This window comes from Streptomyces himastatinicus ATCC 53653, from assembly GCF_000158915.1.
GTDB lineage: Bacteria > Actinomycetota > Actinomycetes > Streptomycetales > Streptomycetaceae > Streptomyces > Streptomyces himastatinicus.
In genome coordinates this window covers 793,335-812,004 of the sequence record NZ_GG657754.1, presented here as the reverse complement: position 1 = coordinate 812,004, position 18,670 = coordinate 793,335, and the positions used below count along the sequence as shown (strand labels likewise).

Below are 18,670 nucleotides of genomic sequence, written 5' to 3'. Positions count from 1 at the left end.
GCGGGGTGCGCAGTTCGTGCGAGGCGTCCGCGACGAAGGCGCGCTGCCGCTCCAGGGCGGTGGAGACCGCGTCGGCCATGGCGTTGAACCGCCGTTCCAGCAGCCGCAGCTCGGCGGGCCCGTGGCCGCCGTCGCGTACCCGGGCGTCCATCCGGCCCTCGGCGATCGCCCGGGTGGTGAGGTCGAGTTCGGTCACCGGCCGCAGGATCCACCGCGCGAGGCGGCGCGCGGCGATCAGGGCGCAGGCCACCGCGATCAGCGAGCCGCCCGCGACCGCCGCCCAGACGAACGCCACCTCGCGCCGGGCGGTGGCCGTGGCCACCCGCATCAGCACCACGCCGGAGACCTGGGCGTCCCGGCCGACCGGTTCGGCGATCACCACCGACCCCGGGCCGAACGGGGTGACCAGGGGCAGGCTTCCGGTGGTACGGCCGGACAGCGCCCGCTCGGCGGGCTCGCGCTCCCAGGCCCCGCCGCCCGCCACCCGCTCGCCGTCCCGGCCCCGGATCTCCACCGCGGTGCCGTACAGCCGGTGGTAGCGGGAGACCTCCTGGACGAGCCCGGTGGTGTACCCGTCACGGATCGCCTGATCGGCGAGTTCGGCCAGGCGGGTCGCGTCCGCGCGCCGCTCCAGCAGCAGCTGCCCGGTCCGGTGCGAGGAGTACGAGCGGGCGAAGGGCACCGCGAGCGCGGCCACCAGGCAGGCGATGAGCACGGTGTAGACCGTCAGGATCCTCAGGTGCATCCGCCGGTTCCCAGCCGGTATCCGGTGCCGCGCAGCGTCTCCACCAGCTCCGGACGGCCGGTCTTGGAACGGATTCCGGCGATGTGGACGTCCAGGGAGCGGGACGCCGACAGCAGCAGATCGCCCCAGATCGCGTCCAGGATCTCCTCCCGGCTGCGGACGACACCGGGTTCGCGGGCGAGCAGCGCCAGCACGTCGAACTCCCGGCGGGTGAGGGCGACGGGGTGGCCGTCCACCTCCAGCTGCCGGGTGGCCAGGTCGATGCGTACGCCGCCGACCGCGACCACCGGGCCCGCCGCCGTGAGCGGCCGGGTGCCGCGCCGTACGACGGCCTCCATGCGCGCGATCAGCTCGGCCGTACGGAACGGCTTGACCAGATAGTCGTCGGCGCCGCCGCGCAAGGACCGCAGCACGTCCCGCTCGGCGGCCCGGGCGGTGACCACGATGACCGGGACGGCGGAGGCGCGGCGCAGCCTGCGCAGCGCCTCCAGCCCGTCCATGTCGGGCAGCCCCAGGTCGAGCAGGACGAAATCGGCGCCGTCCTTGAGCCGGAGCGCGTCGTCGGCGCGCCCGGCGCGGACGACCTGGTGCCCCAGCCGGTCGAGCGCCGAGGTCAGCGCGGCCGCCAGCCGGTCGTCGTCTTCGACCAGGAGTACGTGCATGGGCTTCAGAGTAAGGGGCGCACCGAGGGCTCAGACAGCGGTCTTCCGCAGGCTGTCGGCGGCTTCCTTCTCGGCCGCTTCCCTGGTGAGGGCGGTGTCCCGGGTCTCGCGCATGGTGAGGTAGACGATGAGCGAGACAGCGGCGCAGCCGGAGACATACCAGTAGAAACCGGATTCCGCGCCGGCCTTCTTGAACCACAGCGCCACATACTCCGCCGTACCGCCGAACAGCGCGTTGGCCAGCGCGTACGGCAGGGCCACCCCGAGCGCCCGGACATGGGTGGGGAACAGCTCGGCCTTCACCACCGCGTTGATGGAGGTGTAGCCGGTGATGATGACCAGCGCCGCGAGCGAGAGCACCAGCGCGCCGAGGAAGGTGTCGGTGTTCGCGAGCGCGGTCATGATGGGCACGGTGCCGAGCATCGAGCCGAACCCGAAGGTGATCAGCAGCGGCCGCCGGCCGATCCGGTCCGACAGCGATCCGGCCGCCGGCTGGATCAGCATGAACAGGAACAGCGCGCAGAAGCTCACCAGCGACGCGTCGGACTTGCTCAGCCCGGCGGTGTTCGACAGGTATTTGGTGAGATAGGTGGTGTACGTGTAGTACGCGACCGTGCCGCCCATGGTCAGCGCGATGACCAGCAACGCTTCCTTGCGGTGATTCAGCAGCTGGCGAAGGGTCCCGCGCTCGGCCGTCCCCCCGCCGGTGCCCTCCTCCTCGGTGTACGCCTCGGTCTCCAGCAGATTGCGCCGCAGCCAGAAGACCACCGCGGCGGCCACCGCGCCCACGATGAACGGGATGCGCCAGCCGTAGGAGTGCAACTCGCCGTCGGACATGGTGCGCTGGAGCACGATCAGCAGTCCGAGGCCGATGAGCTGGCCCATGGTCATGGAGACGTACTGGAAGCTGGAGACGAAGCCACGGCGGCCGGGCTGGGACGCCTCGGTGAGATAGGTGGCGCTGGCCGCGTACTCGCCGCCGACCGAAAGCCCCTGGAGCAGCCGGGCTACCAGCAGGATGAACGCGCCGAAGTAGCCCACCTGGTCATACGTCGGCGCGATGGCGATGAGCAGCGCGCTGGCCGACATCAGCGTCACGGTGAGGGTGAGCGCGGCCTTGCGGCCCCGCCGGTCGGCGTACCGGCCCAGCAGCCAGCCGCCGATCGGGCGCATGAAGAATCCCACGGCGAAGATGCCCGCGGTGTTGAGGAGTTGCGCGGTGTCATTGCCCTTGGGGAAGAAGGCACCCGCGAAGTAGGTGGCGAAGCTGGCGTAGACGAACCAGTCGAACCATTCGACGAGATTGCCGATCGAGCCGCCGAGCACGGCTCGCCAGGGGGTACGGGGGTGTGGTGCTGAGCCGGTGTCGCTCACTGGGCCTCCTGATACGAGCGGTATGCGGCGGCCGCTCGTTGAGGCGGTCGTCGCGCAACGCAGCGTCGGTGCGGACAGGGGGCGGCGTACAGACTCCGGACCGAGAGCTAACGTCCGGTTAACACAGTCGGCGGTTTTCTCTCTCCAGGAGACCGGCAGGGGCTCGAGACTCTTGGGCGAGTCTCAGGAGGTGCGAACGCGCTCCGTCATCGGCGCGGTCGTCGTGGAGCATCGTCAGCAGGTGCGCGTCGTCGAGGCTGGCTTTCAGACCAGTCTCCTCGGCCAGTTCCCGTACGGCCGCGGCCTGGGCCGACTCGCCGGTCTCGATCCGACCGCCGGGCGAAGCAGGCGGGTTCGCTGATTTCTGGCCGGGGAGTCGCACGAACCCACGCGTGAGTGGTTCACCGAAGTCTATGAGTATGGAGGGTTCGCGGCCGAATGAGCTCGGGGGAAGCGGTTCGTCATCGCTGCGATGTGTCTGACTGACCGGCGATCTGGATGCCGTGGTCGGAGCGGGCTTGACCTTGACGCTGGGTCAACCCTCCATCCTTCCGGAGGAGCTTCCGCGCAGTCGCCTGGAACAGCTCCACGAAGGAGGCAGATGACCATGACAGCCCAATCGATCGCCGGTCCGGCGATTCGCGTGCAAGGTCTCAAGAAGTCGTACGGGAAGCTCGAAGTGCTGCGCGGTGTGGACTTCGACGTGGCGCCGGGCAGCATCTTTGCCCTGCTCGGTTCCAACGGGGCGGGCAAGACCACGACCGTGAGGATCCTCGCCACACTTCTGAAAGCCGACGCGGGGACGGCGAGCGTCAATGGCTTCGACGTCGCCACGCACCCGGCGGACGTGCGGGAGTCCATCAGTCTCACCGGACAGTTCGCGGCCGTCGACGAGATCCTCAGCGGTCGGGAGAACCTCGCCCTCGTCGCCAGGCTGCGCCACCTCAAGGACCCGGGCGCGATCGCGGATGACCTGCTCAGGCGTTTCTCGCTGAGCGAGGCGGGCGCACGGCGAGTGTCCACGTACTCGGGTGGGATGCGCCGCCGACTGGACATCGCGATGAGCCTCATCGGGAATTCGCCGGTGATCTTCCTGGACGAGCCGACGGCCGGACTCGACCCCGAGGCGCGCATCGAGGTGTGGCATGCGGTCAAGGAGCTCGCCGGCCACGGAACGACGGTGCTGCTCACCACGCAGTACCTGGAAGAGGCCGAGCAATTGGCCGACCGGATCGCGATCCTCCACCAGGGGCGGATCATCGTGAACGGCACCCTCGCCGAGCTTAAGCAGCTCTTCCCGCCCGCCAAGGTCGAGTACGTCGAGAAGCAGCCGACTCTCGAGGAGATCTTCCTCGCAGTCATCGGGGGCATCGACAAGAGCGAAGTCACTGGCACGACAACTGGGGGACGAGGATGAACGCGTACTTCTTCAACGACACTGTCGCGCTCACGGGGCGGACCCTGCGCCATGTCACACGCAGCATGGACACCATCATCACGACCGCCATCACGCCGGTCGCCATGATGCTGATGTTCGTCTACGTGTTCGGCGGCGCCATCGATACCGGGTCGGTTTCGTATGTGAACTACATGCTGCCCGGCATCCTGCTCATGACCATCGCCTCAGGCATCTCCTACACCGCGTACCGGCTGTTCACCGATGTGAAGAGCGGGATCTTCGAGCGATTCCAGTCCATGCCGATCGCTCGGTCGGGTGTGCTGTGGGCCCATGTCGTCACCTCTCTGGTCGCCAACCTGATCGCTCTCGTGCTCGTCGTGGGCGTCGCTGTGCTCATGGGCTTCCGCTCCGGGGCAGGAGTGTCGGCATGGCTCGCGGTCGCCGGCATCCTGTTCTTGTTCACCCTGGCGTTGACCTGGCTCGCCGTGATTCCCGGGCTCTCTGCGTCGTCGGTCGAGGGAGCGGGCGCGTTCGCCTACCCTCTCATCTTCCTGCCGTTCGTCAGTTCGGCCTTCGTGCCCACAAAGACGATGCCCGGCCCGGTGCGCTGGTTCGCCGAACATCAGCCGGTGACGTCGATCGTCAACACGATCCGCAACCTGTTCGCCCAGCAGCCGGTCGGTGACGACATCTGGACCGCCCTCGCGTGGTGCGTCGGCATCCTCGTCGTGGCGTACATCTTCGCGATGGCCGCCTATCGCCGGAAGATCGCCTGAGGCAGTCTGAGACCCATGCTCACCATCAGCCAGCTTGCGGCGTACGCCGGGGTGACGGTGCGGGCGGTACGCCACTACCACCGGATCGGGTTGCTGCCGGAGCCCGAGCGCGACCGGTCCGGATACCGGATCTACGACGCCGTCGCGGTCGTGCGACTGATCCGGATCCGCACCCTCGCAGACGCCGGCGTCCCGCTGGCCCGGGTGCAGGAGCTCCTCGACGCCGGCCCGGAGGTGTTCGCCGGCGGCGTCCAGGAGATCGACAAGGCCCTGCATGCCGAGATCCGGCGGCTGCAGAACACTCGCAGCCGACTCGCCAGGCTCGCCGCCGGAGAGCACCTGGCGCTCCCGCAGAGCGTTGTGGACTACCTCGACCGGCTGCGCGGTCTCGGCGTTGAGGAGCGGTACATCGAGATGGAGCGGGACGCCTGGATCATGATCGCCGCCCAGGTGCCGCATTCGATCGACTCCGTGATCGCCAAGAAGCACGAGGAGCTGGACGACCCCGAGATGGTGAAGCTCTACAGCCTTCTCAGCGGGGCACTCGACTGGCCGGCCGACGATCCGCGGATCGTCGAGGTCGCCGACATCATGGAGCGCTTGATGGTTCGCGCTGTGGAGGCCGGCGAGGTCGATGCCGATGACGGCATCGACGATCAGTTTGTCGACCTGCTGGACTCAACCATGGTCGAGTCCTCACCGCACGCCGCGCGGCTGTTGGCGATTCTGGAGGAGCGGGGCTGGAGGGGCTGGACCCGCATCGAGCGAGTGCCTGCCGAGAGACTCAAAACTGAGCTGCCGCCATCGTGAAGGCAGCTCAGGGTCCTGGAGTGACGCTGTTTGGGGGTGCACGTGCTTCCCGGGGGCGGCCGTCTGCCTCAGTGAGGAACAGGGCCGGCGCGGTGGGGGTGGGCAGCGTGGATGTACTTCATGGCAGTGGTGATGGAGATTCCGAAGACACGGACGAGGTGGACGGGATCTTCGGACTCGCGGGCCTCGTCCAGGATTCTGTCGGCGCGAACAGCGCGCAGAGTCAGACCGGCGGGATCGAAGCGCCTGTAGACGTAGTCCGCGCAGACAGGATCGGTCGCGCTGACGGTCTGTTGAGTGACGAGGAGGTGTGAGTTGACGGTGCGTGGCCAACGCCGGTGACGGTAGCGGAGCCAGGCGTGCAGCAGGTCAGCTGTGGTGTCGTCGAGGTGGACGACGTGACGGCCGTGGGGGCGGCGGATCAAAAGTTGCCGTCGGGTAAGCAGCACATCGGAGAGGACGAGGTTGCGCAGGTCGGTGCCGCTTGTTGCGTGGAGGGCGACCAAGGCGAGAACCAGACGGGTAGCCGGGTTGGAGCTGGTCTCCAAGAGCCCGGCCGGCCGGCCGGGGGCCAGGGTGGTGGGCAACAGTTCCTGACGGGTGATGCGGAGGCCGCGAGTGGGGTCGAGGAAGACGGTGGCGTGTTTCAGAGCTCGAAAGAGCGACCGGACCGCCACAGCGCGCTCGTGGGCGCGTGGGCCTTTGACCGCGGTGACAGTGGCCGTGATGTCAGCCTCCGTCACCTGACGCAAGGTGGTGTAGCGGGTGGTCCAGTCAGCAAGTGGTGTGGCCAGGTAGATGAGGTAGCGGCGCATGGTGGCGTAGTCGGTGACGCGGTGGTGGGACCTGCTGACACCGCGCAAAACCCCGACCCACGTGCCGAGTTCGTCGCTGATTCGTGGAGGGAAGGCGGCGATGGTGCGCTGGACGAATGCCTCGTCGCGGTTGCGCCGCGGGGGCGAGGGGACGAGCTGTTCGCGTTGGTCCAGGAAGGCGACAAGCCCGCGAATGCGACCCTTGCCGCCGAACACGCGGTGCAGCGCCCGGAGCTCATCCTCGCGGAAGACGGTGTCGGCACCCAGCCAGGTGGCGGCCACTCGTAGAACCCGAGCCATGGGCTCGTGGACCTGCTGGTTCCAGCGATTCTCGGTGGTGTACCGGGCGAAGTCCGCCAGCAGGGCCTTCACCGGAGGTAGCGGGGCTGGCAGCAGGGCTCCGGCCAGCGGGCGCCAGTCCCGCTCGACCTCGAAGATCGTCGCCTGGCCAGTAAGTACGACTGGCGGACTGACCCCCGGGCGATCCGCGAGGAGGTCGCGACGGGTCGCGCTGCCACCTGCCAAGGATGGTCCGGCAAACCGTAGTTGTCGCCAGGTACCGGTATCGGTGTCAGGACCCAGTTGAAGGCGTTGTCGAGTGCAGTCGCGGCACCGTCCGTTCTGCAGGGGAAGCGGCCCGGCGCCACATCGTCCGCAACGTCCCCGCTGGTCAGCGTATTTGCGCCGCCAGTGTCTACAGGCGTCGCATACCTGGTTTCGGCCCCACGAAAGGCAGTGATCGCAGCTTCGTGGCTGAGGTTGGGAGCGGGGCCGCTGGGAGTGCGGCAGGACAGCCACCGCGTGGTCCAGGTCCGAGGCAAGCAGGCCGGCCTTGTTCAGGACCCTGGTGACTCCGGCAGGTTGGTGAGGCAGGGCGTCAAGGATGACGGCGTCGACCAGGTCCTGGCCTGCTGCGTCGCGGGCGGCCAGCGCAAGGGCCATCGCGTCCATGGCACTGACGCGCCAGCTGCGCCCCAGGCGGTGCTCGGCCTGTACTTCATCAACCAGTGGTTTGAGTCGAGTCAGATCGCCCTGGAGTCGGCCGCGGATCGCGATGGCGTGACGCTCCAACAGCCGGTACGGCGCAGGGAACAGGGCCACCTGTCCACGCACTGCCTGCGGACAGATCCGCTTGTCGTCCACGACGAGGGCGGGGCGCTGGGCGCGTGCCCAGCCAGGTGCGTGGTAGCGGCCGTCAGTCTGCAGGCGGTAGGTACCGGTGGGCAGGGCAGGCCGACGGACGGAAGCGGGCAGACAGAACGCGAGCTGGGTCCATGTCGGCTGCTCTGCGGCCTGTGCGGGTTCGAAGTACCAGGCCGCGTCGTACTCGGTGACAGCTACGACACACGCCCGGCAGAAGCCTTCGTCGTTGATGCGCCACAGCCGCTTGCACCGTCTGCACTGGCCCTCCGGGTGGTTCCGTTTGGAGCGCCACTGGTGGCAGGGGGAGCAGAACGGTGACTGGACCCGCAGCCCCCAGCCGAGGCAGCCGGCGCACTGCCCCAGCGAGGGCAGGCGCTTTCGTCTTGGGGTCACCTCAATTCGGTGGGAGCGACCTGGGCCGCCCCGCCCCGGTGGACCGGCGCGGAACCGGCCTGGGCGACTCACCCGCAGCCGTCGCGAGCCCCTCGTCCTGGGCCACCGGCGTTTCCCCGGCTACAGGTTCGGCGACGAGCAGATCGGCGACCGTGCACTGAAGAGCAGCGCAGATCAGGTCCAGGTCATCCAACCGCACCGTTACCGGTGTGCCCGACCAGAGCGCGGAGACCTTCGACACCGACGGATTGAAGCCGACTTCTTTGAACACGGGCATCAGATCACTGGGCCTCCAGATGCCTCGGTTGGCCGCCGCCCACCGCAGGTTCCACTTCACGACAGACCCCCCGTGTCCACGCGCAGTCGCTGTGCGGCCCGAGCCGACGAACGTCGGCTGGCCATCTCTGGATCGCTCTGAGCGGACAAAATGTACCGAACCGTGGTCGTCGTCCAGTCATGACCGAGCAACTTCTGCACCTCCCACAGCGACATCCCCGCCTCGTAACGGTGTGTGGCACAAGCATGCCGAAGCAGATGAGGAAAGATCCGCTCGACCGGACCTGCCAGGTGAGCCTCCGAGGCTCTCGCCAGCGCCTTCCGTAGCGTCGACGTCGTCACCGCCGGGCCGACAGGATTCGGCATGCCCCCAAGATCTCGTGCCAGGCGCTCCGAGGGCCACACCGGCGACTCAGGGTGCTCCGGGTCGTCCGAGAACAACCCGCGGACTTCCTCCACGTACCACCACAGCAACTCACGCCCCTCGGCGAACAGGAACGCCTCGCGCTGTCGCGGCCCCGACCCTCGGGCTCCTTTGCCCTGGACGAGGAACCGCCCGAAGTCGCCGGCCTCCCAGTGGAGGTCCTTCATGCGCATCTGGCACAGCTCCGAAGCCCGTACCCCGGAGATGTAGATCAACTTCGCCATCACGTAGTCCCTGCACGCCACCGCCTCCTTGCGGGCGTGCGCCAGCTCCCGCCGCCAACCGGCGAAGAACTCGTTGACCGCCCGGGCCGACGGTGGCACTCGCAGGCCGAAGTCACCGCGGTGTGCGTGTCGGTTGAACGGATCGACCGGCGACTCGACCGCCGCCCCGAACCGCTGGAAGATCTCGTGCGCGTAGCGCTGCTCCAGGAATGCGAAGAAGTGGTCGATCCGGTTCAGCTTCGATCGCACCGTCGGGCCTGGCGTTTGCCGACCCCGGCGAAGTAGCCGTCGACGTGGCGCGGCGTCAGCCGCCACGGTACGACACCGTAGTGGTCGCACACCTCGATCACTGGCTTCGTCAGCCCGTCCAGGGTGGAAGACGCCAGGCCCGCCACATCTCGCGCCCACTGGTACTCGACCAGCGCGTCCATGAAGAACAGCTGCTCGTCTTCCTCGTCCGCCCCGCCTGCGTACCGGCGCTGCAGCAACAGCACATCGCTCAGCCCCGGCTCGCCTCCCAGCGACTCACCTCTGCGGCCGACGGTTCGCTGGGAGGCGGTACGAGGGAGAGCACGCGCGTCCCGGGATCTGCCATAGACGTTGAAATTACTGCAGTGAGTCCTGAAATTCAGGAGAACGGCCCAACATCCGGAGAGGCCGCTAATCGAGCCCATCGAGCCTCCTGCCAGCTGAAATGGAACGACGCGCCGATCAGCCCTTCAGGGAACCCGCCCGTACTCCAGTTAGCTCCCACACGCCACGCGTGGAACGCCCGAGCAGCACGCGGTTGGCGGCGTCGGTGACGACCGCACACGCGCCGAACACCGCCTGCGGAGTCGGACGCCCCTTCTCCACCACGCTGGCCGCGCGGACCGGCGGTCGCCCGAAGGCATCCGGCGGCCCGACCGCGTCGGTGGCCGAGGCCGCGGACACGGGCGCCTGCTCCGGAGAGGGGCTCGGAAGGGGTACGTCGGGATTGGTCACGAGGCGGCTCCCTCATCGGTCGGGCGGAGGACGGGAAGCTCCCAGGACAGGCGGCCGCATTGCGATGCGGCCCGCTGCCCACCGTCCGGATCAAGGGAAAGGTGATAACGGTCGGGAGAGCCTGCTGCCCGCCACCGCCCGGCGAGAGCCTGGATCTCCTGCCAGATGTCGCGCGGTCCGTGGGTGATGACCGTCCAGACCCGGTGGGCCACCGGCTCCACGCGCAGCCACGACCCGCAGCCGGGCGCTCCGATCACCAGATGCTCGGCGCCGAAGTCCCGTACCAGGCCGCCGCCGAGGAGATGGTCGGCCGCCAGCCACAGGCCCCGATCGGTGTCCGCAGGCGGGGCCAGCGTGCTCCGGTGCGTCCGCGTGCCCGGCGCGGTGGCGATGCGCTGCCGGAACTTCTCGTCGAGGAAGATCCGCTCCATGCCGTACCCGGCCCGGTGGGCAAATTCCACGGCCCGCAGCCCCGCTTGGAGCTGCACGTCGGCGGTTCGCTCGACGACGGCGAGGGCGGGCCACGATGGTGACGCGGTCGTCACGTGTACGAGCAGCTTGCCTCCAGGGGCGAGCTGCTCGACGAGGGCTACTGGCACGCGCTCCGCCGTGAACGAAACGAAGATCCGGTCGAACACCCGCCCCGGAAGCCCCACTTCGCCCGACCCGCACACCACCTGCGGCCGGAAGCCGAGGTCGGCCAGCCGTACCGCTGCCGCGTCGGTGAGGTGCCGGTCCCGGTCGAGGGTGACCACTCCCTGGTCACCGCAGACCTGGCAGGCCACCGCGGCGGTCACCCCCACACCGGTGCCCACGTCCAGCACCCGCTGACCGGGACGCAGATCCAGCTCCTCCAGCAACGCGGCGGTCACGCTCATCACGGTGGACATCGACGTGATCGACGCCCCTGACCGGGACCCGCGCGCCCGGCCGAGGAGCGGCTCCCCGTCATGCTGAACGAGCACACTGTCCCCGCCGTACAGCACCTCCAGCAGCTCAGGACGGTCCTGCGGCGCGGCCCAGTCCAACAGGTCCCACCGCGGCGGCTTCTCTCCGGGGGCGCTGCGCCGTACGTACGCCTGCGGCATCAGCACCTCGCGGGGCAGCACCATCAGGGCGTCGCGGACAAGACCCGGCCCCAGCACTCCTTGCTCCTCCAGCTGGGCGACCATCGCCGCCCGCGCGGCGGCTGGATCCAGCGCCGGGCGCTCGGCATGCCCGGCTTCACCTGGCGGAAGCGAGCCCGCTTCACTGCGGAGACCAGCCGTACCCGGGCTGCTAGCTGCTGCACTGCGCGTGCCGCTCATGACGTTCCCTCCAGAATCCGTCGCAGGGCTGTGGCATCGCGCTGAAGCACAACCTCGTCTTGGCGCCGTGATCGAGCAGAACAAAGGGCACTGGCCCACCCGGCGCCGGGTCCTGGGCCGCCTCGCGGCGCGGCACCAGATGCGCCCCGGACTTGCCCAGAACGCCAGAGATAGGTCTGGGACACCTCACCACGGTGCAGCAACACCCCCCACCCGATGTCGTCGGACCGCCAGTCGTTGCCGCACATCGGACACCCGCGGCCGGCCCGGTACGCGAGGAAGCCTTCAGGCCAGGAAGCGCTGCCCGGTTGCGGTTGCGGTTGCAGTTGCTGAAGCGCCACAGCGCTCACCACCCCATTGCGGAATAGGGGCGCCCGCCGAGAATGCCGTCGATCGCCTGGCGGGTGTACGGCACGACCTCGGCCGGGAGATCCTGCGGCCTCCACCACCGCCACTCCACGCACCGCTCGGGCTCCCGAATCTCTGGGGCGCCTGACCAGGAGTGAGCCTGGAAGACGAGTTGGATCCGCGGGCGGGCGCCCGGCGAGTCGACGAGGTGAACGAGGTGCACCAGCTCGGCCGCGCTGGGCTCGATGATCAGCCCGGCCTCTTCCTTGGCCTCCCGCACCAGACAGCTGATCGCCTCTTCCCGCTCGCAGTGCCCGGCCATTCTCTAGGCTCCTCTGAGTTGTCGGTTCAGGGTGTCTCGGGAGGGGCTCGTGAGTGTGCTGGAGCGCTGGAGTGTGGACTTCTATGACTTCACCGTGCCGCCGCCCCCACGCGCCGATGATCCCGACCTCCTGAGATTCGGTGATCTGCTCGCTCGCGCAGCCCGCAATGGAGCACGCCATGGCACCCCCGTCATCGTCTCTCCGTCGGGCCGGTCAGACCCGCGTATCAACCTTTTCTTCCGAACGGGACGCATGGCGTCCTCCGAGCCGGGCACCTGGCGCCGGTACGCGTACTCGCTGATCGTGTGGTTGGACTTCCTGGATGTCATCGGCACCTCGTGGGACTGCGCGAGCGTACGCGATGTCGAAGCGTTCAAGGACTGGCGAATCACAGATCTGCGCAACGATGAACGAATCCGGCCGACTTCGTTCGATACCGATCGAGCCGCCCTGAACTCCTTCTACCGCTGGGCGAGTTCGCGCTACGGGATCTTCAACCCAGTCCCGACCGTTCAGGCGGATGACTCGACTGACGCAGGGTGGAGGCCCGGAGCGGGATACGCGCACCAGCGCCGTGATCCCCTGCGCCCGGCGGGCTCCAGGCGTCGCCAGGTGAAGTGGCTGCTGCGGTCCGCGTTGGAGCAGTGGCGGAACATCGGTCTGCGCGGGTTCGACTTCGATGGTCTGCGCCGGGCGGGCTGGCACGGGTTCAACGAGGACCGGGACTGCGCCTTCGTCGACGGCCTCTACGGTACGGGCCTGCGCGTTCGGGAGTGGGCCAGCGTCCTGGACGTCGAACTTCCCGCTTCGGGCACAGAGCGGATGGGCGAGGCGTGGCTGGCGGCGAAGTGCGCCAAGGGAGGCGAGGAAGGCCGCAAGTACTGGATCCCCAGGCGTGTGCTGCAGGCGGTGGAAGGATACGCGGATCCGCTGGAGGGATCACGGGCGGAGGTGATCCGCCGAGCCCAGAGGAAGGGCCGGTACGACCGGCTGCGCGGTGTGCGGATCGTCACCGGCCACAACCCCAGGACGCGGGAGCTCATCGTCGAGGGGAGCGGCGGGACGGCGGCGCTGGCGCTGGACGTGCTGTCGCCGGATGAGCGCCGCATGCTATTTCGCCGGACGCCCAGTGGGCTGGAGCCGCTCGCCCTGTGGCTGTCAGTGAATGGCATGCCGAAGAAGGCCCACAGCTGGGAGGACACCTTCGACGATGCGAACAAGCGCATCGCGGAGGCATGGGTGCGTCGTGTCGACCCAGACGGACGCCTGTCCGCGGAGGAGCGCGAAGAGATTCGCCACGGATGCCCGCTGTGGGCGACCGCCCACATGTGCCGGCATTCTTTCGCCCTGAAGTGGTTCTCCATTCTGTCTCTGCTGGAAGAGCGGCGATTGGAGGGCTTTACCCCGGAGGAGATCGAGGACTTCCGCGATCAGCTCGGTGATATCTGGCTACAGTTGTCGATCTTGCTCGGTCATAAGCACCCTTCCACCACCCGGGACCATTATCTGGAACCCTTTAAGGGCCTGCAGTTGTCCTACCTGATGTCGCTGCTCGATGACGACGAGCAGGCCGGCGTCGACGCACTGGTGCGTATCTTCGCTCGGCACGGCGGTTCCACGATCATGCCCGTCGCCGCGGCGGCCGGTCCAGCGGGTGCCCGGTGAGCGGGCGGGGGCGAGGCGGCCGGCGTGCCTCCCAGCCGCCGCCCGGCTGGCAGCCTCCGGAGCGACTGCCGGACGGCGGGTGTCGAACCGAGGTGGTCTTCTACGAGGAGCAGAGCGGGAAGAGCCACGTCCTGAATTTCTCGTCCTTCCCGGCGCCGCTCGCGATGCAACAGTGGATGGCCGCGCTCGTGGCGACCCGGTGCGGTGCGCGCGGCGGCAGCAAGCGCCTGGCGACGGCGAAGAGGTACCACTGGACGCTGCACCGCTTCATGACGGTGCTGTCAGAAGCCGACCGTGTCCCGTCGATGCCAAGCGAGTTGGCACCCGCGCACTTCCAGATATTCCGTGATCAGTACGAGGACCACCCGACGACCCTGCGGACGTACTTGATGTCGCTTCGGCGACTGATGCGTGCGAGCGAAGAGCTGACGGAAGAAGCCCGGCGTGACCTGCTGCGCACACGGCTTCCCACCGCCGTGCCGGAAACCCGAGTCGTGGCGTACAGCGACGACGAGTGGCAGCAGATCATGACGGCGCTGCGCCGCGATGTCCGCACCAGCAGGGACCGCATCCGTGCGGGAGCGCGTCTTCTAGAGCGCTCCCGGGGCGGTGAACTCACACCGGGGAGCAAGGAGGAGGCCCTCGGACGGATGCTGGAGGAGTTCGCTGCGACTGGGGATCTGCCACGGAACGCTTCCGGCGCCTTGCGGGACGAGGTTGCCCGGCTCGGCGGTGCCATGGCCATCACCGGCATGTTGAGCCTCACACGTGACGAGTGCACTGCCTTCGCGCTGCTGCTGAGCGCGCTGACCGCGGAGAACTTCGGCACCGTCAAGGCATGGCCGGCCGTGCATACCCGACCCGACGGCGGTGTGGCACCGCAGGCGGTAGCGCTGGTCGAGGAGACCAAACCGCGCCGCGGGCCCGACCGCGAGCACATGATCGCGGCGCTCGAGGACCTCCCCGCCTCACTGTGTAATCTGGTCGACTCCGAGGACATCGAGCGTCGGCTGTTCCACTCTCCGCTTCGGGTGTACCAGCTGCTGTTGGAGCTCACGCAGACCGCCCGCCGTCTCAGCAATGAGACCAGCGCCTTCATCAGCTACAGCCCGAAGCGCCGTGGTGCGTTCGCCAGGGACATGTGGAACGCCGAGGTGCACGTGAAGCACTGGAGCCAGACGCGGGGCTTCCCCTCCCTACGCAAAGCCATCGCCGGCGGACGGCCCGCCGTACAAGTGCGACGGATCCGGCAGACAGCGCTGGAACTCAAGCGGCGCCCGACCGCGCACAGCCGCGAAACGCTGCGGGATCACTACCTCAAGCGCAGCCGTACTGTGCAGGAGCAGAGCCGGTCCGTCGTCGGCAAGGCACTGCGCGGACAAGTGACGAAGGCGCGCGCGGCGATGGACATCCCGGTCTTCACCCCGGATTTCATCGCCAGGGCGACCCGGAACCTGGAAGAAGCAGCAGTCGAGGCCGGGCTCGACGCGGAGACCCTGAAGAGGCTGCTGACCGGAGAACAGGACACGGTACTGGCCGGCTGCGTCGATCACCTTTCCGGCCCCGAGACGCCGCCTGGCATGTCGTGCACGGCCTCGTTCTTCGCTTGCCTCCAGTGCGAAAACGCCCGCGCCCTCCCGCACCAGCTGCCAGTCCAGATCGCCGCCCGCGACCGGCTCCTTGCCACGCGCCCCAACGCCGATCCCGCTACCTGGCGGGCGAAGTACCAAACGGCCGTCGACCGGCTGGAGGACATCCTGCGTCACTACACCCCCGCCGAACGGGAACAGGCCCACGCCAAGTTGACCGACAGGCAGAGCGCACTGATCGACGATCTACTGAGCGGAAGGCTGGACCTGCGGTGACCGCCCCCACGACCACGCCCGTACCGGGAATCGACCTGGGCCCCGCCACGGCGCCCTGGTGGCCGACCGACGACATCCTCATCCTGCGCAACCGACCGGTGCGGATCGGCACACCCCCCTCACGCATGTCCAGGTTCGGCGACGAGGTGTGGTACGTCCAGCCGGCCCACCGCGACGCGCACCTTCAGATCCCAGCTATTTCCTGGCCCACCTTCCCGGCCGCGTTCCGTCAGCATTTCCGCACATTCTTCTTGGCCGCCCTGGACCATCCCGTCCCGGTGGAACCGGGAGGACGGCAGCGTCCCGCTGAGCAGGCCAGCGTCGGTAGCTTCCCCTATTGGGTCATCGACATGAGAGTTCTCGCCTGCTGGCTGGAAAAGCAGGGGTTCCGCAATCTCTCCGAGGTACGCGACGCCGACCTGGAGACCTTCCGCACCTACGTGCTGGGCCTGGACCGCACCGCCCGCCGGAAGTCCGACCTGATCAGTGCCGTGCGCCTGCTGTGGCTCTTCAACGAGCACATGCCCGCCCCATGCCGCCTCGATTGCGACTTCCCCTGGCCCGGCCAAACAGCCAAGGAGGTCGTCGGAGCCCCGGCAGGCACGGGACGTGAGAACAAGATTCCGCGCATCGCGGATGCCACGATGGAGGCCCTCCTGGCCTGGGCCTTGGTGATGATCGAGGAAATCGGCCCAGACATCCGCGACGCCTGGCACGAGTACCAGCAGCTGGAAGCCGGGAACCATCACTCGCAGGCCCGGTACTCCGGCACCCGAATCGAACGTCTTCAGCGGTACATCGCGCACTGCCAGCGCCAGGGCGTGGCCCTGCCGGGCCACGCGGACGGCAGCATGAACCAGGGCCACATCAAACGGCTCATCGGCATCCCCAAAGGGCTCCGGCAGGAGATGTCGGCGCCCATGCTGCATGTGATCGCTAGCAGCGGCCTGCCTGTCGTCCCCTTCACTGGCGTCGGCCAGATCACCGGACAGGTCCACGGACGCCCCTGGCGCGAGCACCCCATCACCGTCGAGGAACTCCCCACCCTGGTTCGCCTGCTATCCGCCGCACTGTTCACCACGGTCTGCTACCTCTCCGGCATGCGCCCCGGAGAGGTCCTCAATCTGCGCCGCGGATGCCGTGACACCGACGAGACGACAGGCGAACTCCTCGTCCACGGCTTCCGCGGCAAAGGATACGACCGGGTCCCGGACAAGCCAGACGTATCCGAACCCCTTCGCCCGTGGGTCGTCGTCGATGTGGTCCACGCGGCCATCGCGCTCCTGGAAGAACTGCATGATCTGCCGTTGCTCTTCCCAGCGAGTCTGACCAACGCTCACACGACGCGTCCGGCAGCAAGCAACGCCCGCAAGGGGCGCGCCATGAATGACGACATCCAGGACCTGATCGCCTGGATCAACTCCGCCTACCTCAGGGCGGACGGCCGCACCCCCATCCCGACCGATCCCGCCGGCCGCATCAACGCCGCCCGCTACCGCCGCACCCTCGCCCGCTTCATCGTCCGCAAGCCACGAGGACTAATCGCCGCCGCCCTCCAGTACGGGCATGTCCATACAAAAGTAACTCTGAGTTACGCAGGATACGCCGATCCCTCCTGGCTGTACGACGTCGCAGTGGAGAAGCTAGAGCTGATCATCGATCAGGTTGAACAGGACAGCGAGCGCCTCGCTGCCGGTGAGCACGTCAGCGGCCCCGCCGCCGACGAGTACCGGGCCCGTGTGGAGCGCACCGCGTCGTTCGCAGGCCGGGTGGTGACCAGTGCTGGCAATGCGGAACGCCTCCTGGAGCAGACTGATCCCGCGATCTACCACGGGCAGGGCATGACCTGCGTATGGCGCGCGGCCGCGGCCGCCTGCCGAAAGGCCAAGCTCGCACTCGGACTGCCGGACGACGACGCCCCGGACGAATCGGAGTGCCGGTCTTCGTGCACCAACCTCGCCTACACCGACCGCGACATCGCCGATGTGGAGCGCCGGCTTGAGGTGCATCGGGCCCAAGCGGCCGACCCGCTGGCCCCCAAGCCGCGACGGGACCGCGCGGAGGCCCAGGCCGAGCAGCTTTCGCAAATCATTGACCGCCACCGAGGTCATCACGGCGTCACTGACGCTGGGAAGGGGACCACATGACCAGCCGACGACGCCGGGACAAACAAGCCGAGCGCGCCGCGTTGCGGGCCGCCGCCGACCGCCTCCTGGCCGGCACACCCCTGCGGTCCGCCTCCGGCAAACTCACCGCCACCGAGTTGCTGCGCGAGTCCGGACTGCGGCGAGACGTCACCTACGGTGACCATAGAGACCTCGTTGAAGAGTTCCAGGCCCGCGCTAAGGCACAGCAGTGCACTCCGGCCGCAGTGCAGGAATTGGCCGATCGGAATGCGGAGTTGAAGAAGAAGCTGGCGGACGCGACGGACGCCTTGGCCAGAGAGCACGCCGTCACCACCGCACTGCGCCGGATCATTGCCGAACTTGAACTGGAGCTCGACCGGGCCCGTGAGGAGCTAGGGCAATCCGGGAACGTCACCCGTCTCCCCGCCCCGCGGCGGCGATCAGCTCGTCGGTGACCGTACTTACGAACCGAAACGTCCATCGGCCCCATGGGGCTGGTCAAGGCGACGGAATGTCGTCGTGACCGGCCTGATTTCCTGTTTCGTCTCGGCAGTCCGCAAGGCGGAAACCTGATAGGTCACGGGCAAGACGGACCGCTTGGCGGCTCGTCAGGGCATCGGGCTGTCCCACGTATCTGACGTTGGGGGTTTCCAAGCTCAAGTCCTCGTCAGTGACTGTGAATTCCAATCCAACGGCTGTGCCCCCCTGAGTGTCCGGGGCAAGCCTGATGAGAGTGACTCCCATTCGCCCCTCACTCAGAAGCCATTCGGCCTCTGACGGAATGGGCAGGGTGTCGCACACGACAAGAACATGCGGGCATAGGGGTGACCCTTCAAAATCTTCCCTGCTGAACGGGGCCCGGCCGTGGATTCCGGTCAAGAGCTGGGTGAAGCTCGTCGAGTCGTCGGCCAAGCCAGTTATGAGTGTAGGTAGCTCATCATCGGGAAGCGGCCTGACATGCGGCAGATAATCGATCCATTCCCACTCATCAGAACGCGCTACGGGAGCGTA

General features: G+C 68.0%; 18 protein-coding genes. 7 read left to right on the top strand and 11 right to left on the bottom strand.

Going from position 1 to position 18,670, the window contains the following annotated elements; translation table 11 throughout:
- The 4 genes from SSOG_RS02720 to SSOG_RS48090 form a co-directional block, all read right to left on the bottom strand.
- Positions 1-745 (bottom strand): HAMP domain-containing protein (locus SSOG_RS02720; protein WP_039936398.1); only part of this gene is annotated, 745 nt, incomplete at its 3' end.
- Entirely contained in the window at positions 736-1,407 is a 672-nt protein-coding gene (locus SSOG_RS02715; protein ID WP_009712672.1) for a response regulator transcription factor, read from the bottom strand. The genes SSOG_RS02720 and SSOG_RS02715, both read right to left, overlap by 10 nt.
- Before the next feature lie 30 nt (positions 1,408-1,437).
- Positions 1,438-2,781 (bottom strand): MFS transporter, encoded by a 1,344-nt coding sequence (locus SSOG_RS02710; protein WP_050799744.1) that lies wholly within the window; start codon positions 2,779-2,781, stop codon positions 1,438-1,440.
- A 118-nt stretch (positions 2,782-2,899) separates the two neighbouring features.
- The gene (locus SSOG_RS48090) at positions 2,900-3,163 is read right to left on the bottom strand and encodes an NUDIX hydrolase (RefSeq protein WP_245606206.1); all 264 of its coding nucleotides are present in this window, start codon (positions 3,161-3,163) and stop codon (positions 2,900-2,902) included.
- A gap of 225 nt (positions 3,164-3,388) precedes the next feature.
- Between SSOG_RS48090 and SSOG_RS02700 the strand changes: the two genes are divergently transcribed.
- The 3 genes from SSOG_RS02700 to SSOG_RS02690 are packed head-to-tail and all read left to right on the top strand — an operon-like array spanning position 3,389 to position 5,766.
- Positions 3,389-4,198 (top strand): ABC transporter ATP-binding protein, encoded by an 810-nt coding sequence (locus tag SSOG_RS02700; protein ID WP_009712670.1) that lies wholly within the window; start codon positions 3,389-3,391, stop codon positions 4,196-4,198.
- A complete protein-coding gene (locus SSOG_RS02695) occupies positions 4,195-4,956 on the top strand; it encodes an ABC transporter permease (protein WP_009712669.1) in 762 nt (253 codons plus the stop codon). The genes SSOG_RS02700 and SSOG_RS02695 overlap by 4 nt, the downstream gene beginning before the upstream one ends.
- A gap of 15 nt (positions 4,957-4,971) precedes the next feature.
- Complete coding sequence (locus SSOG_RS02690) at positions 4,972-5,766, top strand: MerR family transcriptional regulator (RefSeq protein WP_009712668.1); 795 nt, start codon at positions 4,972-4,974, stop codon at positions 5,764-5,766.
- A gap of 68 nt (positions 5,767-5,834) precedes the next feature.
- On the opposite strand, the gene SSOG_RS52160 is transcribed toward SSOG_RS02690, so the two are convergent.
- From SSOG_RS52160 to SSOG_RS02660, 7 genes are all read right to left on the bottom strand, one after another.
- Complete coding sequence (locus SSOG_RS52160; protein ID WP_154685883.1) at positions 5,835-8,117, bottom strand: hypothetical protein; 2,283 nt, start codon at positions 8,115-8,117, stop codon at positions 5,835-5,837.
- Between the two features lies 1 nt (position 8,118).
- Complete coding sequence (locus tag SSOG_RS48085; protein WP_009712666.1) at positions 8,119-8,454, bottom strand: helix-turn-helix domain-containing protein; 336 nt, start codon at positions 8,452-8,454, stop codon at positions 8,119-8,121.
- The gene (locus SSOG_RS02675) at positions 8,451-9,290 is read right to left on the bottom strand and encodes a site-specific integrase (protein WP_245606205.1); all 840 of its coding nucleotides are present in this window, start codon (positions 9,288-9,290) and stop codon (positions 8,451-8,453) included. Before SSOG_RS02675 ends, SSOG_RS48085 begins: the two co-directional genes overlap by 4 nt.
- On the bottom strand, positions 9,275-9,535 hold the full coding sequence (locus tag SSOG_RS55545; protein ID WP_245606204.1) for a hypothetical protein: 261 nt from the start codon (positions 9,533-9,535) through the stop codon (positions 9,275-9,277). Before SSOG_RS55545 ends, SSOG_RS02675 begins: the two co-directional genes overlap by 16 nt.
- Positions 9,536-9,752: 217 nt before the next feature.
- Positions 9,753-10,025 (bottom strand): hypothetical protein, encoded by a 273-nt coding sequence (locus tag SSOG_RS57860; protein WP_009712664.1) that lies wholly within the window; start codon positions 10,023-10,025, stop codon positions 9,753-9,755.
- Positions 10,022-11,197: a protein-L-isoaspartate O-methyltransferase family protein gene (locus tag SSOG_RS02665; protein WP_039936392.1), complete on the bottom strand. Its 1,176-nt coding sequence runs from the start codon at positions 11,195-11,197 to the stop codon at positions 10,022-10,024. The genes SSOG_RS57860 and SSOG_RS02665 overlap by 4 nt, the downstream gene beginning before the upstream one ends.
- Before the next feature lie 481 nt (positions 11,198-11,678).
- Complete coding sequence (locus SSOG_RS02660) at positions 11,679-12,002, bottom strand: NUDIX domain-containing protein (RefSeq protein WP_009712662.1); 324 nt, start codon at positions 12,000-12,002, stop codon at positions 11,679-11,681.
- Positions 12,003-12,051: 49 nt separating this feature from the next.
- On the opposite strand from SSOG_RS02660, the gene SSOG_RS02655 reads away from it, so the two are divergent.
- The 4 genes from SSOG_RS02655 (at position 12,052) to SSOG_RS02640 (ending at position 18,114) form a co-directional block, all read left to right on the top strand.
- The gene (locus SSOG_RS02655) at positions 12,052-13,668 is read left to right on the top strand and encodes a site-specific integrase (RefSeq protein WP_039936391.1); all 1,617 of its coding nucleotides are present in this window, start codon (positions 12,052-12,054) and stop codon (positions 13,666-13,668) included.
- 92 nt (positions 13,669-13,760) lie between these two features.
- On the top strand, positions 13,761-15,533 hold the full coding sequence (locus tag SSOG_RS02650; RefSeq protein WP_106516340.1) for a hypothetical protein: 1,773 nt from the start codon (positions 13,761-13,763) through the stop codon (positions 15,531-15,533).
- Positions 15,530-17,680 carry an integrase gene (locus SSOG_RS02645; RefSeq protein ID WP_208867319.1) on the top strand — a complete coding sequence of 717 codons (2,151 nt, stop codon included), beginning with the start codon at positions 15,530-15,532 and terminating at the stop codon, positions 17,678-17,680. The genes SSOG_RS02650 and SSOG_RS02645 overlap by 4 nt, the downstream gene beginning before the upstream one ends.
- Positions 17,677-18,114 carry a hypothetical protein gene (locus SSOG_RS02640; protein ID WP_009712658.1) on the top strand — a complete coding sequence of 146 codons (438 nt, stop codon included), beginning with the start codon at positions 17,677-17,679 and terminating at the stop codon, positions 18,112-18,114. The genes SSOG_RS02645 and SSOG_RS02640 overlap by 4 nt, the downstream gene beginning before the upstream one ends.
- The last annotated feature ends 556 nt before the right edge of the window (positions 18,115-18,670 follow it).